The following is a 16,095-nucleotide window of genomic DNA, read 5'->3' as shown; positions in this document are numbered from 1 at the left end:
TATGTCAGAATCTAAATCTAATCCGAGTATTGAACTTACAACGCAAGGTCATGTTGCTATTTTAACTATGTCTAACCCGCCAGCAAACACCTGGACAAAAGACACCCTAGTTGATTTAAAAAATACCGTTAACGCGCTTAATAACAATAAAAATATTTATGCATTAGTACTGACTGGTGAAGGCGAGAAGTTTTTTAGCGCGGGTGCCGACCTAAACGTATTTGCTGGTGGCGATAAAGGCGTAGCCGCCGATATGTCGCGTGTATTTGGTGAAGCGTTTGAAGCGCTTACTAATTTTAGAGGCGTGTCGGTTGCAGCCATTAACGGCTATGCAATGGGTGGCGGGCTAGAAGTTGCCCTTGCGTGCGACGTACGTATAGCGGAAGAGCAAGCACAAATGGCGCTCCCTGAGGCTAAAGTTGGGTTGTTACCGTGTGCGGGTGGCACACAAAATTTAGCATGGCTAGTTGGCGAAGGCTGGGCAAAACGCATGATTTTATGCGGCGAGCGCCTAAAAGCTGATAAAGCTCTGCAAATTGGCTTAGTAGAAGAAGTAGTTCCACAGGGTGAAAGCTTTGCGGCCGCATTAAAACTGGCCAACCAAGTAGCCGATCAAAGCCCTAGCTCGGTAGCTGCGTGTAAAACATTGATTCAAAAAGGGCGCCATCAACCAATGGCAAGTGTATTGCCTCTTGAGCGCGAGTTATTTGTTGGTTTATTTGATACCGAAGATCAACAAGAGGGCGTAAATGCCTTTTTAGAAAAACGCCGCGCTAACTGGGTAAATGGCTAATGAGTGCTTTAACATTATTAAATAGCGCCGATGAGCCCGTGGTATTTGAAACCGCAACCGCAGAAAACGGCAGTTTAATTGGGCTTATTACACTCAATGCGCCAAAAGCCTTAAATGCACTTAATTTTGAGATGATCAAATTACTTGAGCCGCAATTGCGAGCTTGGCAAGACGATGATGCTATTGCAATGGTGTTGTTAAAAGGCGCAGGCGATAAAGCATTTTGTGCAGGCGGCGATGTTGTAAGCCTTCATCATGCAATGGCGCAAGGTAAACCAACAAGCTTAGTTGAAGAGTTTTTTACGCTTGAGTACAAGCTTGATTACCTTATTCATACCTTTGATAAACCAATCCTTGTTTGGGGTAACGGTATAGTGATGGGCGGCGGTTTAGGGTTAATGGCCGGTGCTAGCCATCGCGTCGTAACCGAAACATCTCGCATTGCCATGCCAGAGCAAACCATAGGTTTATACCCAGATGTAGGCGGCAGTTACTTTTTACATAAAATGCCACAAAACGTGGGGCTATTTTTAGGGTTAACGTCGGCATCAATTAACTGCGACGACGCGCGTTCTGTATCACTTGCCGATCACTTTATCGACAGCACTAAATATGATTCCATGCTTACGCAAATTTTAACTGCAAAGTGGGGCAAAACCGCAAGTTTAAATCATGAGCGTTTAACTAAGTTATTAACCGATTTAGACAACCAATCTGCGCGTATGCCAAAAGGCAATATAAAAGCTAATTTAAAAACGATTCAAAAGCTGGGTGAATTTACAACCTTGCAGGAGCAAGTTGATTATATTTTAGGGCTAGCTACTGACGATAAATGGCTACAACGCGCCCAAAAGTCACTTAAACACGGATGCCCACTAAGTTGCGCACTCGTTAGTGAGCAATTAAAAACAAGTAAAGGCAAAAGCTTATTAGCGTGTTTTAAAATGGAGCTGGGTATGTCGGTTCGTGCTGGCGAAGTAGGCGAGTTTCAAGAAGGTGTAAGGGCGCTATTAATAGATAAAGACGGCGCACCTAATTGGCAATACAAAACATTAAGTGATGTACCACAAACAATAATAGACAGCTTTTTTGTTAATCGTTTTGGCGAAAACCACCCACTTAATGGCTTAGACACGCCAATACACAAATAAAGGAAAGACGATGACTAAACTCAATATCGGTTTTATCGGCTTAGGCAATATGGGCGGCCCAATGGCGGCTAACTTAATTAAAGCTGGACATACTGTGAGCGTGTTCGATTTAAACCAGTCGGTCGTAAATGAACTTGCAAGCAAAGGCGCAAAAGCCGCAGTTGATGCAAAGCAGTGCGCAACAAATGCTGACGTACTTATTAGCATGTTACCTGCGGGCAAACATGTTAAATCCCTATACTTGGGTAATAACGGCGACAGCGGTTTAATTAACGTGCTGAGCAAAAATACATTAGTAATTGATTGCTCAACAATAGATGCAGAATCAGCACGCACTGTAGGCAGCGCACTTGGCGAGCAGAGTATTAGCTTTGTAGATGCACCGGTATCGGGCGGCGTTGCAGGCGCAACTGCTGGCACTCTTACCTTTATTGTAGGTGGCGAAAAAGCAGCGTTTAATAAAGCAAATACAGTGCTTAGTGATATGGGCAAAAACATATTTCATGCAGGCGATATTGGCGCAGGGCAAGTAGCAAAAATATGTAATAACATGCTACTTAGCATTTTAATGGCAGGCACCAGCGAAGCACTGCAAATGGGTATAAATAACGGCCTCGATCCTAAAGTACTTAGCGACATTATGACTGCAAGCTCTGGCCGTAACTGGACGCTTGAGCTTTACAATCCTTGCCCAGGTGTAATGGATACCGCACCGGCTAGTAACGATTACAAACCAGGCTTTATGGTTGATTTAATGGCTAAAGACCTAGGACTTGCCATGGAAGCCGCGCAGCAAAGTAATTCATCAACCCCAATGGGTTCAATGGCTAAAAATTTATACACTATGCTACAGCACCAAGGTGCGGGTAGTGATGACTTTAGTGCCATTTTTAAACTGTTTTCTAAGTAGGAGCAACGCGTGGAAATTAAAAATAACACGGTAGTAATAACCGGTGGCGCACAAGGTTTAGGCTTTGCAATGGCGCAAAAGTTTGCACTTATGGGTGCCAACATTGCTTTAATAGATATGGCGCAAGACTTATTAAACAACGCATGCGAGCAATTAACGCAGCTTGAAGGTGTAACTAGCAATATTAAAGGTTATGCCGCAAACGTAACAAATGAGAGCGAAGTAGAAAACGTATTTAATACCATTAATAGCGATTTTGGCCACATTGGTGTGCTAATAAACAACGCCGGTATTTTACGCGACGGCATGTTTATAAAGGCTAAAGACGGCAAAGTCGTTAAAAAAATGTCTCTTGAGCAATTTCAATCAGTGATTGATGTAAACCTAACAGGTGTGTTTTTAGCCGGGCGGGAAGCTGCAAGCCACATGATTGAATCTGGTAAAGGCGGCGTTATAGTTAATATGTCGAGCGTAGCGCGCGCAGGTAACATAGGCCAAACAAACTACGCGGCATCAAAAGCAGGCGTAGTGGCACTTACCACCACATGGGCTAAAGAACTTGGTCGATTTGGTATACGTGTAGGCGCTATTGCACCAGGTGTAATAAGTACCGCCATGACCGACGCCATGAAGCCAGAAGCCAAACAACGTATGCTCGCGGTAACGCCAGTAGGGCGCTTAGGGGAAAGCGACGAAATTGCGCATACTGCACAATACATAATCGAAAACGACTTTTTTACCGGCCGCGTGGTTGAAATAGACGGCGGCATTCGTTTGTAAACCGAACTGGATTAAGGTTGATTAAAAGCATAGCTCTTTGGGTTATGCTTTTTTGTTTTAAATCGGGGAGTTTATAATCTTGAAAAGGACTGATAACGGCGTTGGAAATTTGTTGTGAAATTAGTTGCTCGTTTGCTCTTAATAAAACCTAATGAGAATGGCTTTTTAATCACTTCTTTAAATAAAAAGCTCAACGCATTTAAGGCTTGTGTTTGAGTGTTAGGAGCAACATTTTGTTGGTTGACTAAACGAGTTTAAAAAAGCTAAAAAAAGTTCGACTTCATTATCTCCCATCGTTGTTGGGTGCCTCATAGAGTTAAATCGAATAAACGAAGCTATCCAGTATAAATACGCTTTAATAGTACTTTTAGCATAACGCTTTAGATACATTTGTTCGGCTATCATAGTTAAAAAAGATGATTTCATGATATGAATCTCTAGTAAAAGTTAACTGTATATATAGACAGTAATTGTTGTTTTGTCCAATATTACTGATCTCCACCATTTCGTGTATTTGTGCATTGATTAAAAATAATTTCCAGTTAACTAATTGTTTACAGGTGTTTATTTGATGATTAAGATAAATGCACTGTAATATATGGACATTTGTCGGTTTATAAAACGACAAATGTCGTAGACAAAATTGTTATAATCAAAGGAGCTGTAGTGGATGGAATCAAAAGTAAAGTTAACTGGTGGCACGTTATTCGTAATAGCGTTAATTGTTCTCTTTTTGGGGAATGCACGTTCCATAGAAATTGTAGAAAAACTAGATGAGATACAGTCTGATGTTTCTAGCTTAAAGAGTGAAGTTGCATCTTACAAGCAGCAAGTTGAAATATTGAAAAATGAAAACCTTAACTTAAAAGAACAGCTTAGAAGTGGTAATTAGTTATAACAAGCTGTTAAACAAGGACAATGCTCCTGACCCGTTTTAGTGGACACCTCCTCATCACTTTGAGGAAAATAATGATTAGGATGACACCTATCCTAATCATTAGGAAAAAAGCCAACAAAAACAGTATGAAGAGTGCATTATTATAAATAATGAATCACGCAAAAAGCTGAGCTATGTAGACAAAATGAAAGTAAAAATAGACAGCCCAATCGGGCTACGATAGCTGTTTATTAAAGAATGGCAAACGACTCGGCTGTATAGAGCCCGCTTTCCTTTAAATAAAAAGCGGAATATTACAGTGAATAAAGGCATGAATAAATTGACCTTACGGGGTCAAAAAAAAGTGAATGCCTTTACTTTACACTGCGGCAACTGTATTGCCTTGTTCATAAAATAGAAAAGTTGCAAAAGACGATAAATTAAGAAAGGGAGGCCCTTTTACCCTAAATTAAAGCTACTCAACCAGCCGCAACCCCTTCCAAAACGCCAATTAAAACAATATCAAACACTTTTTTATATTCTGCGTAAAATTACAGTAATCAATTGAACGAAAATAGGAACTCAGCTATGGTTTGTTTATCAATAAAAATAAATAAAAAACGAGTTAATCTACAGATTCGTTATGTTGCTCATGAAGAATGTGGGCTATTCTACTCAAAATAAGGATTTTTTATGAGTTTATTTAAATTAGTTAGTTTATTGATCAAGTTTAGTTGTTTGTTGTTGCTTTTAAGCGCCCCAAAATATCTTCATGCTGAGGATAAAGCCTACCCTCAATTTAGCGGTTATTCACCTAAATCTAAGTTAACAATAAACTTTGAACCTGTGAACATATTATTAGAATCGAATGTTCTTGATATGGGGCCATCCAGAAGAATAAATGCTAAACTTGACAAACCTCCGATAGGTACTAGGTTAAGAAATGTTTTCCCCAGTGCTACCCATAATGAAAGTAACAGATTCACATATGAGTTGATAAAATCTCCTAAACAAAAAAGTTTAGTCAATGATGTTAAAAAATATTTAGAATCATTGCCCGAGAAAAACAACCTTAATTTATATTCAAAACAAGAGCAATTGGCCTATTGGCTTAATCTTTATAACATTACTTTAATTAACGAAATTGTTAAGCGGTATCCAATAGTTAGTTTAGAAAAAATATTAACTGGTCCTGACTCACTATTGGATAAAAAGCTAGTGAATATTGGTAGTCTTCAGTTGAGTCTCAGTGACATACAGTATGGGATTTTAGATAAAAACTATAGTAAAGAACCTTTAATTATTTATGGATTATATCAAGGGTATATCGGCAGCCCAAATATCAATAAAAAAGCCTTTTCAGGTAAAAATGTATATAAGCTATTAAAAAATAATGCAACAGATTTTGTCAATTCGAATAGAGGTACAAAAATTGATTCTCTAAATAGTTTAGAGGTCTCAAGTTATTATGCGAGAAATGCTGATTATTTTCCTAATTTTAGCAATGACCTCAAACTTCATCTGTTGCAATTTGCTGATAAAACAACCCAAGAAATAATAAATAAGTCGGATAAAATTGAACCCATTATAAATAATTGGGCAATTGCTGATCTATTTGGAAGTAAAAGAGTCTTTGGTGGGGGCATGTCTACTAACTCAGCAGCATCAATAGGAATGTCAAGAAATTATGCGTTGACCGATAAAGTCACTAAAGACGCGAACACAGGTGGAAAGTTCAGACTTTCAGCTAGAGAAATAACCAGGTTAAAGGAGTTAATGAGAGTAAGAGCTAAGAATTACGGTGAGACATCCGTAACGATAACAGACCTAGAATTACAAGATGAAAACTAAAATTTACAATATATGAACAGTAGCTCAGTATGGTGAGAAAAAAAACAAATAAAAAACGAGTTAATCTATAGGCTTGTTAGGTATACAAGGAAGTATTGAGTCTGGTGTTGATCCTTAAAGAAAAATTCAAAACTATTTTTGAGTCTACTTTCTTAATCGTTGTATTCTTACTTTGTGGGTTGGCAATTAGTGATATCCTAATTCAGCCGTTTGCAAAACTCGTATTAATATCTATATTCTTTTTAGCATGGTTTATATTGCTAATTTATGGCTTAATTTACAAAGAGTCTTATATGTTTAAGTGTTCTGTAAAAAGTAGATTATTGATATACTTAGCTGAGCAGTTTATATATTGTTCTTTGATCATAATTACAGGTATTGTTCTCTTTCGAGCAGTGTATACCTAACAACACCTCTGAGGTGGACAGCAAGCTCTAAAGCTCACTTCCCACCGCAAGCTTTAACAGTGGTGATCTCTTACTTTTCAATGCCGTTAGGTAAGTTGATTCATCTTAGGGCGTATGTAGATTTAAACCCTATTTTACTTATTTAGTTCTTTTCTTATAATTTCAGCCCCAGCGCTCAAGGCATTTAGTTTACCTCTGGCTATATGGTGAGGTAGTGGAGCCATGCCGCAGTTTGTACACGGGTAGAGTTTGTCGGCATCTACAAATTGCAGTGCTTTACGTAGCGTATTAGCTACTTCTTCTGGCGTTTCGATAGTATGATTTGCTACATCAATTGCGCCTACCATTACTTTTTTACCGCGAATGAGTTCTAGTAAATCCATTGGTACATGCGAGTTATGGCACTCTAGTGAAATAATATCGATTTTAGATTGCTGAAGTTTAGGGAATGCTTCTTCGTACTGTCGCCATTCACTTCCTAGTGTTTTTTTCCAATCTGTATTGGCTTTAATGCCGTAGCCATAGCAAATATGCACGGCTGTTTCGCATTTGAGCCCTTCAATTGCGCGCTCTAAACAGGCAATTCCCCAGTCGTTTACTTCATCAAAAAATACATTAAACGCGGGCTCGTCAAATTGAATAATATTAACGCCTGCGGCTTCTAACTCTTTTGCTTCTTGATTTAGAATTATGGCAAATTCCCACGCTAGTTTTTCGCGGCTTTTATAATGATCGTCGTAAAGCGTGTCTATCATTGTCATTGGGCCTGGCAATGCCCATTTTATTGGTTGCTTGGTTTGCTTGCGTAAAAATTTAGCGTCTTCAACAAACACAGACTTTTGACGGCTGACAGGGCCCACAACGGTGGGTACACTTGCGTCGTATCGGTCACGAATTTTTACTGTTTTGCGTTTTTCAAAATCAACACCGTTTAGGTGCTCTATAAACGTAGTTACAAAATGCTGCCTTGTTTGCTCGCCATCGCTAACAATATCAATGCCTGCTTGTTGTTGGTCGAATAATGACAATCGAAGAGCGTCGTGTTTGCCTTGAGTTAATTCATCACCTTGTAATTTCCAAGGTGACCAAAGTGTTTCTGGCTCTGCAAGCCATAAAGGCTTAGGTAAACTGCCAGCAGTAGATGTCGGTAGTAATTTTTTCATAATAAATAATGCCGTATATTTTAGTTAATTATTAAACGTAGCGTTAAGCGCGTTATTACTGGTTGTTACCATTAGTTGTTATGACAGATAGCTAGTAGAGAATTGCTCAAGGACCGTTTGGTACGGCTTGATAAAATGCTCTTGTGCAAACTTGCCTTGCTCACTGGCTAACTTGCCCCGCTCTTCTCGGTCATACACAATTTGCGTTAGTGAGTGATCCAAGTTTTTTAAGTTTGGTTTATATGATTTACCCGCTGTTGCGTTGGCATTATAAATCTCTGGTCTGTAGATTTTTTGGAACGTTTCCATCGTACTAATGGTGCTTATAAGCTCAAGATTGCTGTAATCATTAAGTAAATCACCAAAGAAAAACAATGCTAAAGGCGCGGCACTATTTGGTGGCATAAAATAACGTACCCGTAAGCCCATTTTTTTGAAGTATTGCTCGGTTAAAGACGATTCATTTGGTTCGTATTCAACGCCAAGTACCGGGTGTTGGTTTTCAGTGCGGTTGTAGGTTTTGTTATCTGACACACTTAGGCATATAACCGGTGGTTTTTTAAAGTTTTGTTTGTATGTATCCGAATTTACGAATGACTGAAATAGCTTGCCATGTAAAACTCCAAAGTCATCAGGAATACTAAATTGAGGCTTGCCTTTATTGTGCTCTTGTAGGAGTACGCTAAAGTCGTAGTCGCGCACATACGATGAAAAATTGTTTCCTACAATGCCTTCAATGCGCTTATTAGTTTTATGGTCAACAATATTTGTTTTTAATATTTCGATAGAGGGGAAGCTTTCGCCGCCGTCTTCAATACCTATCTCAACAGAGACAATTTCAAGCTCTACAGCATAACGCTCACCTTTGGTGTTATCCCAGTGGGCTAGGGCATTAAAACGGTTGTTAATCATGTTTAAGGCGTTACGCAAGTTTGCTTTGCGGTATTCACCTCTGGCTAAATTAGCAAAGTTGGTTGTGATACGCGTATTAGTTGATGGATGATAATTTTCGTCGAGTGAAACGCTCTTAATATTAAATGTAAAATCTTTTTTCATCGTGTTTATATCCAATTTTATAATTTAGACCTGATTGATGCTCTGCGCTTTATTAGCCTTGCAACTTACTTAGCTGGCTTAACTGGTTTAGGTATTCAGCGGCTTTAAGTTGTTAGTAATAGTGTTTAGCGCTAAGGGATGAGTAATTTATACGTGGATTGGCATATGAAGAAAAACGGTTTAATTTCACATAAAACATGAGTCATATTCATTACACATTATTGTTAGATGCGATTACGTAGTAATTGGCGAAAAAAAGGCATAAATCGATAAAAATAAAGGATGGATGTTTAGCCGTTTAGACTTCCTCTGTGTTGATGTGTACTTTATTCATGTTAAACATGAGGAATATTCAAAGAGTTTTTTTGTAGCTATATCAGTGTATTAGTTTGTTTTTAGCATATTACATCGCTGTTTATAATAAATGTCGTCACGGGTAAGTTCCAGCTAGCTATATAAGTAGATACCTTAGCTAATCTAATCTCAAAAGATAAACCGACTTTTCTGAGTACGTATATAAATGCCTGTAAATTAATAAAAGGCTATAAATCATATTAATAGCCATGGCAGTACGTTAAGTAAGTTATACTCGTTTTTCATCACCTCACCTATTGAGTATTCGTGGATATCAAAGGCACTTGTATTGCATCAACTATTGATGAGCATGGCCCTGTTTATGTATATCAAACAAAAAAGAATCTTATTCTCAGCTTTGACGGAAAAATTTATCAAAGCTGTATTAAGTTAAATAATATTAACGGGTTAAGCTTAGCTTATACGCAAGCTATGATGGCTGCGCTTTTTTTTATACCAAATTTAAAAACCGCGATGATAATGGGACTTGGGGCGGGCTCTATAGCAAAAAGTCTTTATCATGCGTTTCCTGCACTAACTATACATACCGTTGAATACCGTAAAGCCGTGGCTGATATGGCTATAAAATATTTTGAACTGCCTGTGTCAGAACGTTTGTTTATTCACATTGATGATGCGGCAAACTACATGAAAAAAACGCAGATAAAAACGGATGTTATTTTTTCTGATTTATATAGCTCAGAAGGGATGGAATCAGATCAGGTGCAATCATCCTACTTACGTGATTGTAAAAATGCGCTCACTTTTGATGGTGTTTTAGTACTTAATATTTGCCATACCAAAGTTGGGCAAAGAGAAACGTTCGATCAACTACTTGATAAAGAATTTGCAGGACAGATTTTTAGTTTTATTATTGAAGGCGGCAATAAAATTGTTTTTGCTTTTAACAATAAAATGCCAGTACTTAGTGAGGATGAATTACTTGCTAAAGCTTACGCGTTACAAAAATTAATAAACGTACCAATGACGCGCTATGCCGAGCTTTTATTTAATTAAAAATGGTTAGTTTGATGTACTGTTAAATGGCGCGTTTAAATCCATCCGTCTATCTGTTGTTCATTTAAACTTGGTTAAACTAATCATACTCTGAATAAAAATAATAAAGTACGTACCCGTACGGAAACACTCATACATGGATTACTGTAAAAATATAATCTCTAAATTTATAAGCGCGATGCAAAAGCGGCCTGGATTATTGGCTGTGTTGGCGTTTTTGTCGGGCGTTGCCAGCTTTGCACTTGTAGATAGAAAAGAGTCTTTTTCGCAAGTTATTGCGATATTTTTACTTATTAGTTGGTTGTGGCTAATTATTGATAATTGGCTGCGTGACAAAGTAGAAGAAAAATTTGGTGTGGCTGTATCTCCTAATGTAATGCGTTTTGCTCTACAAATGGTGCAACAAGAAAGCCTATTTTTTGCTTTGCCGTTTTTTTTAGCGGTTACGCAGTGGGACCATCCTCAAGCATTTTTTACCTCCCTCATTGTGTTATGTGCGGTTATATCGGTGATCGACCCCTTTTATTATAAGAAGCTTGCTAAAAACCGAACGTTATTTAGTGTGTTTCATAACTTTGCTTTATTCGTTGTTTTACTTGTTACCTTACCTATTTTGTTAAACCTTACAACGAGCCAAAGTTTAGCTGCAGCCCTTGTAACGGCTGTAGTGGTTACTCTACCGAGTTTAAACAATTTAATGCCTAATGCACGCTGGTGGCGTTTTCCTATTCTTGTATTGATTTTATGTGCTTTGAGCACTGCTGTGTGGCAGTTAAGAAGCTATGTGCCTCCTGCTGCGCTGCGCTTAACCGATATTACGTTAGCTCATGAAGTTGATTTACAACATAAAAAGCCAGTAGGGAGTATTAAACAGTTAGACTCCTATACACTGCATCATCAAGGTTTATATAGTTGGACCGCTGTTAAAGCACCAAGAGGCTTAAATGAAAAAATATTTCATGTGTGGCTTCATAATAAAAAGGAAGTTGATCGGATCACGTTAAATATAAACGGTGGGAGAGAACTAGGTTATAGAGCGTGGACACACAAAGTAAACTTTCCTAAAGACTCTGTTGGTAAGTGGCAAGTAAAAGTAGTCACCGAATCAGGTCAGTTAATAGGTTTAACGAAATTTACTGTTACACCTTAATGATGGTAATAGGTTTGTAATCTAATAAATATTTGATAGGCTATTTTTACAGTGTTTATTGGATGAACGTTATGAGTTTTGCATTTGATCTGTTTATTTGGTTAATGGTAGAGACTATTTTAGGTTTTTTTATTTACTCAACAGGTTGTACTATTTTAAAAATAGTCACCTTTGGTAAGTTTAAAAGCGATATTACCGATTACGTATCGTTTAAGGCGAATAAAGCTAAAAATGTTTATTTAATTTGTGTGCTCGGGTTTAGCTTTTACGTGCTATTAATTGGCTTTGTTGCCTACATGAGTCATTAAATTATAATTACATGAATAATAATACATTATTTACAGCAGGCATTTTAAGCTTTATAGCATCACTTTTACATGTAGCCTGTGTTTTTGGAGGGCCTGATTGGTATCGCCTTTTGGGTGCTGGTGAGCAAATGGCTCAAATGGCAGAGCAGGGCAGTATGTATCCTACTTATGTAACTTTAGCTATTTCAGTTATTATTGCTATTTGGGGCTTTTATGCGCTCTCTGGTGCAGGCGCCATTTTAAAACTTCCATTTTTAAAAACTGCACTCGTATTAATAACCGCAGTGTATTTAATACGAGGTATTGCGGGTTTAATCATTCCTTTTTTAACTTCAAGCCAAATCGTTCATCAGAATTCTATTCAATTTTGGATTATAAGCTCGATAATCTGCTGCATTTATGGGTCATTTTACTTATTTGGTACCCTTAAATTGTGGCGAATAAAAAATGTATGAATGCTAGATTTCCTGATCTTTCAAATTATTAAATACTGATAGCTTATTTTTATATTGCGAAATACTATGTGCGACTATTTTTTACGCGCATATATTTTGGCTTTAGGTATCTATAAATGAATAAAACGTTATTGAGTACTTTGCTTGCAGCTCTTATTTGTGCATCTCTTTTAGCTAAAGTGCAGGCCCAAGACGTTCATGCACTTGAGCCTGAATTAGGTGTTGGCGGAAATATTAAGCTAGATGAGGCAAGTACAGCTTATGTTGATGACGGTTTTGATTTTCATGTGCATCCACTTTGGGAAAGTCGATATGTAAGTGAGGGCCGTGACAATTTAGCGGGTAAAGGTATTGCCTCAATCGCAACTGAATTCAATTATAATGAAATAGCTATTATTCCGTGGGTTGCAACGGGTGTTGATAGCGATTATACCGAGTTTAACTTAAATGCTATTTATGCAACTCAGTTATTTAATACCGTTAATATGTTTATTGGTTACAACCATTTAAGATCGCGTGAAAATACCTCTAATGCTCACGACAATGAGGTTAGCTTAGATTTTTCGTATTTTTACGATGATAAATTTCAGCTCACTAGCAGCGCATATTATTCGTTTGATTCTCAAGGCACATTTATAGAGCTTACGATAAATAAAGGCTACGAGATAAATGAAGCTGTTAATATCGATTTTCAAACGGGGCTAGGGTTTAATGCAGGTTATGTAAGTGATGGCCATAATGGTATTAACAACCTTAAGCTTACAGCTAACGTGTCGTATAAAGTTATTAAGCAGCTTGAAGTATACGCATATACTAGCTACACCATGGCAATTAATAAAAATGCTGAGCGCTTTGTGGGTGATCAAACCTTAAAAAACGTGTTTTGGAGTGGTATTGGTCTGAGCTATCTATATCGTTAAAAGTTAGCAGCACAATAAAATGGTTGTGCTGCTTATTAAGAGTTTATCAATAAAAATTAGCCCTAAATTTACATAGCTTTATTAACGTTGGTTTTTAAATCACTCTTTTCTTTTTCGTGAGTGTGGCTTTTTATAGGGGCGGAAATTCCATTATCAATTTTTTGAATCGGCTGGCTTCGTACACACATTAAATCATCAGCCATATACTGGCAGCTGCCAATATATAAATCGTTATGGCCGCCTTCGTATTTACATGATTGAGATTTTACTTTATCTGCGCAGGCTTTAACTGCAACACCATTTAATGGCCCTGCATGAGCATTTAAAAATGTGGGTGCTGCAAGTAAAGCCATACCAAACACGCTTAAACAACTACTTTTTATAAACATAACAACTCCTTTTTAATGTTTTTCAGGATCATTTCCTGGCGGTGGACCGTTGTGATCACCTGGTGGCCCACCTGCAGGCCTAACTGATTCTCCATGTAGGCACCCTATAAACATATTTTCACTAGGACTGGCTGCGTGGTAGTGATAACCCCTTACTTCATCTGTATTACCTCGGCATTCATCAAGTGACTCTTCTTTACCGCTTGTATCACGCATTGCATAAATACCATAACCGTCTATTGCATAACCTATAAGAGGTGCATGTCCACCTTCTGTAGCAGCTGAGTCAGTACAACCAGTGGTAGAGTGATAGTGATAACCTTGGTGTAAATTTATATGGCCACCACAATCATCAAATGCCGCAATGGTATAGCTCTCTAAAATTGCATTAATTGGAGCAGGCCCTGATAGCTCAGTACCGTCTAGTGCTATACCTACTGTTCTTAATCGGCCAGTATCAGATGCTGGAATAGGTGTAACAGGAATTAAATACGTTAATGAAAAACTATCTTCTAAATACGAAAGTTCACACTCAATACAATTTTGTTTATATTGCTCTTCAACATCAGGGCGAGCTGCACCAGCGCAAGACTCTTTTGTAGCTGTATATCTAATTTCATTTGTTTTAGTGTCGTAAAGTACCCACTTTTCATCGCCGTAGTATTCATCAAGCTTTAGGACAAATTGGCCTGTTAAATCAACTAAATCACCAGTACCTTCTTTACTAAACCAACTGCCAGTTACATCAGCGCCATCGGTCGATGTGCGCGGGCAAAATGGACCCGGCTCTCTACCTGCAGGTGCGCCTGATGTAATTAACTCATAACACTTAGTTTTAGTTCCTTGCGCCGTTTCGCAATCAACAATGTTAGGCTCAGATAAAAAGGCCCCTTTTTTAAACATAGATAAATTTATTGTTTGATTCGTTTTTTGTACTTCACTAAGGGAGCTACTAACTTGCTTAGTATTTTTATTAGTTGGTGAGTCGTCGCAGCCACTTAGAGTTAAAACTGTTGCGGTAATAATGATTGCAAACGCGCTGTAATTATTTGAGCCCATTACTTGTATCCTTTTCAGTATAGGTTTTGGTGTACTTATACTGTGGCATATTACTGGCTAAATGTGCAAAAAGTATGGAGAACGACAAAATAAGCACATGATAAAAAACCTTTAACAGTGTGTGGTTGCTAAAGCGCAGTTTTAAATTTAATTATTAGTGTTCAAAATTAATAAAAACGGATATGTGTAATACACATAAGCTAAAAGTGTTAGTGTTTAGATGTTATTCAAATACATATGAGGATTACATATGAAGTTTTTAGTGTTTTTAGGGACAGTGCGTAACAGCACGCCACCAAAACCTGCTCGCTTAGGTGAGAGAGTGTCTAAAGCCTGCATGGAGTGCTTAAACGAGCAATTCTCCGAACATGAGTTTGAGCTTATAGATGCACTTGATTACCCAAGTGATCAAGTTTTTAAACCACATTTTGCCTATGCTCAAGGTAAGGCGCCTTCAATGCTAAATACTTTAGCTGATAAAATTAAAGCGGCTGATGGATATGTAATGGTTAGCCCTGAATATAATCACAGTATGAGCCCAGCTCTCGCTGACTTACTTAATCACTTTGGTAGCTCACTATTTTCATATAAGCCCAGTGCTATTGTTACTTACTCTGCTGGGCAGTGGGGTGGACTCAGAGCGGCAATTAGTATGCGCTCGTTTTTATCAGAGCTTGGCTGTTTGCCTGTATCTGCAATGATCCATGTTCCAAAAGCGCAAGAAGTATTTAATGATAATGGATCTGTGCAAGTTGGTGAAGAGCAGTCATCGTGGTTTAATTATTTTCACCGTACTTTTGGGCAATTGGTTTGGTGGGCGCAAGCGGCTAAAAATCAGAGTGGCGTTGAAGATCCTGAGCAGATGCTAAAAAGCTTTAAATCAAATCCATCGCAGCGAAATGCCCCATAACGAATACTTTTAAAATATAACAAATTTAGCCCTTGATTGGGCTAAATTTGTTTCTTTTATAGAAACTTAAAATATATAAATGTTACTATTAACATCTACTTATAAAAAAGGATGTTATATCTTGAAATACCTTACTCTTTTAAGTGTATTAACACTTAGTGCTTGCAGCTCTGTACAAAACTTACCGGCGCTAGGCGAAGGGACTACTGCTAATATGAATTTAATAGCTCTTTCGGAGCAGAGCGCGCCACAAGGTGTTAGCGGTACATTTAAGTTTTATATTAAAACTACAGGCTCTCAGTAAGGTGACGTATTTTTAAATACCGAAGCTGACTATCGTGATCGACGTGCTATTACAATTTCAATTGATTCAAACGTAGCTGCTAAACTCACAGAAAAATACGGACAATCAGCCAACACATTTTTTATTGGTAAAACAATTGAAGTAACAGGTGAAGCGAAGCGGGTAACTATCGATTTTTTAAGTAAAGGCAGAAAAACCAATAAATATTACTATCAAACACATGTTGCTGTTAATTCAATAA

Annotated in this window: 17 protein-coding genes and 1 pseudogene; 13 read left to right on the top strand and 5 right to left on the bottom strand. The window is 37.9% G+C overall.

Annotated features, from left to right (window positions below; translation table 11 throughout):
- The first annotated feature begins 1 nt into the window (after position 1).
- From H5159_RS03320 to H5159_RS03305, 4 genes are read left to right on the top strand one after another with little or no spacing between them, the layout of a single operon-like run.
- On the top strand, positions 2–793 hold the full coding sequence (locus H5159_RS03320) for an enoyl-CoA hydratase (RefSeq protein ID WP_182779724.1): 792 nt from the start codon (positions 2–4) through the stop codon (positions 791–793).
- Positions 793–1,944 carry an enoyl-CoA hydratase/isomerase family protein gene (locus H5159_RS03315; protein ID WP_182736430.1) on the top strand — a complete coding sequence of 384 codons (1,152 nt, stop codon included), beginning with the start codon at positions 793–795 and terminating at the stop codon, positions 1,942–1,944. The genes H5159_RS03320 and H5159_RS03315 overlap by 1 nt, the downstream gene beginning before the upstream one ends.
- Positions 1,945–1,954: 10 nt before the next feature.
- Entirely contained in the window at positions 1,955–2,854 is a 900-nt protein-coding gene (mmsB, locus tag H5159_RS03310; RefSeq protein ID WP_182736428.1) for a 3-hydroxyisobutyrate dehydrogenase, read from the top strand.
- Positions 2,855–2,863: 9 nt separating this feature from the next.
- Positions 2,864–3,634: an SDR family oxidoreductase gene (locus H5159_RS03305; protein ID WP_149592399.1), complete on the top strand. Its 771-nt coding sequence runs from the start codon at positions 2,864–2,866 to the stop codon at positions 3,632–3,634.
- 122 nt (positions 3,635–3,756) lie between these two features.
- On the opposite strand, the pseudogene H5159_RS21165 reads toward H5159_RS03305, so the two are convergent.
- A pseudogene (locus H5159_RS21165) lies at positions 3,757–4,060 on the bottom strand (phage integrase N-terminal SAM-like domain-containing protein); the annotation flags it as partial.
- A gap of 244 nt (positions 4,061–4,304) precedes the next feature.
- Between H5159_RS21165 and H5159_RS03290 the strand changes: the two are divergent.
- Both H5159_RS03290 and H5159_RS03285 read left to right on the top strand, forming a co-directional pair.
- A complete protein-coding gene (locus H5159_RS03290; RefSeq protein ID WP_002961860.1) occupies positions 4,305–4,526 on the top strand; it encodes a hypothetical protein in 222 nt (73 codons plus the stop codon).
- 678 nt (positions 4,527–5,204) lie between these two features.
- A complete protein-coding gene (locus tag H5159_RS03285; RefSeq protein ID WP_182672632.1) occupies positions 5,205–6,362 on the top strand; it encodes a DUF547 domain-containing protein in 1,158 nt (385 codons plus the stop codon).
- Between the two features lie 541 nt (positions 6,363–6,903).
- Here H5159_RS03285 and H5159_RS03280 read toward each other — a convergent pair.
- Both H5159_RS03280 and H5159_RS03275 read right to left on the bottom strand, forming a co-directional pair.
- Positions 6,904–7,932, bottom strand: a complete 1,029-nt coding sequence (locus H5159_RS03280) for a methionine synthase (RefSeq protein ID WP_182736425.1) — start codon at positions 7,930–7,932, stop codon at positions 6,904–6,906.
- A gap of 78 nt (positions 7,933–8,010) precedes the next feature.
- Complete coding sequence (locus tag H5159_RS03275; protein ID WP_182736423.1) at positions 8,011–8,988, bottom strand: DUF1852 domain-containing protein; 978 nt, start codon at positions 8,986–8,988, stop codon at positions 8,011–8,013.
- A gap of 621 nt (positions 8,989–9,609) precedes the next feature.
- On the opposite strand from H5159_RS03275, the gene H5159_RS03270 reads away from it, so the two are divergent.
- The 5 genes from H5159_RS03270 (at position 9,610) to H5159_RS03250 (ending at position 13,192) form a co-directional block, all read left to right on the top strand.
- The gene (locus H5159_RS03270) at positions 9,610–10,359 is read left to right on the top strand and encodes a spermidine synthase (RefSeq protein ID WP_182736421.1); all 750 of its coding nucleotides are present in this window, start codon (positions 9,610–9,612) and stop codon (positions 10,357–10,359) included.
- Between the two features lie 136 nt (positions 10,360–10,495).
- Complete coding sequence (locus H5159_RS03265) at positions 10,496–11,509, top strand: DUF5924 family protein (RefSeq protein ID WP_182736420.1); 1,014 nt, start codon at positions 10,496–10,498, stop codon at positions 11,507–11,509.
- Positions 11,510–11,580: 71 nt separating this feature from the next.
- Positions 11,581–11,817, top strand: coding sequence for a hypothetical protein (locus tag H5159_RS03260; protein ID WP_182711272.1), 237 nt, complete (start codon positions 11,581–11,583; stop codon positions 11,815–11,817).
- Positions 11,818–11,828: 11 nt separating this feature from the next.
- A complete protein-coding gene (locus H5159_RS03255; RefSeq protein WP_182721194.1) occupies positions 11,829–12,272 on the top strand; it encodes a hypothetical protein in 444 nt (147 codons plus the stop codon).
- Between the two features lie 116 nt (positions 12,273–12,388).
- The gene (locus H5159_RS03250; protein ID WP_182736418.1) at positions 12,389–13,192 is read left to right on the top strand and encodes a hypothetical protein; all 804 of its coding nucleotides are present in this window, start codon (positions 12,389–12,391) and stop codon (positions 13,190–13,192) included.
- Between the two features lie 68 nt (positions 13,193–13,260).
- Here H5159_RS03250 and H5159_RS03245 read toward each other — a convergent pair whose 3' ends face one another.
- Positions 13,261–13,581, bottom strand: a complete 321-nt coding sequence (locus tag H5159_RS03245; protein WP_182715461.1) for a hypothetical protein — start codon at positions 13,579–13,581, stop codon at positions 13,261–13,263.
- A gap of 12 nt (positions 13,582–13,593) precedes the next feature.
- Positions 13,594–14,640 (bottom strand): YHYH protein, encoded by a 1,047-nt coding sequence (locus tag H5159_RS03240; protein WP_182724487.1) that lies wholly within the window; start codon positions 14,638–14,640, stop codon positions 13,594–13,596.
- Positions 14,641–14,890: 250 nt separating this feature from the next.
- Here H5159_RS03240 and H5159_RS03235 point away from each other — a divergent pair, with 250 nt between their 5' ends.
- A complete protein-coding gene (locus H5159_RS03235) occupies positions 14,891–15,550 on the top strand; it encodes an NADPH-dependent FMN reductase (RefSeq protein ID WP_182733511.1) in 660 nt (219 codons plus the stop codon).
- Positions 15,551–15,671: 121 nt separating this feature from the next.
- Positions 15,672–15,854, top strand: a complete 183-nt coding sequence (locus H5159_RS20960; RefSeq protein WP_259399084.1) for a hypothetical protein — start codon at positions 15,672–15,674, stop codon at positions 15,852–15,854.
- Positions 15,855–16,095: the final 241 nt, after the last annotated feature.

The sequence above is a fragment of the Pseudoalteromonas sp. SG43-1 genome, assembly GCF_014164415.1.
Classification (GTDB): domain Bacteria; phylum Pseudomonadota; class Gammaproteobacteria; order Enterobacterales; family Alteromonadaceae; genus Pseudoalteromonas; species Pseudoalteromonas distincta.
Note: the sequence above shows the minus strand (reverse complement) of the source record. Positions and strands in the feature narration are given on the sequence as shown.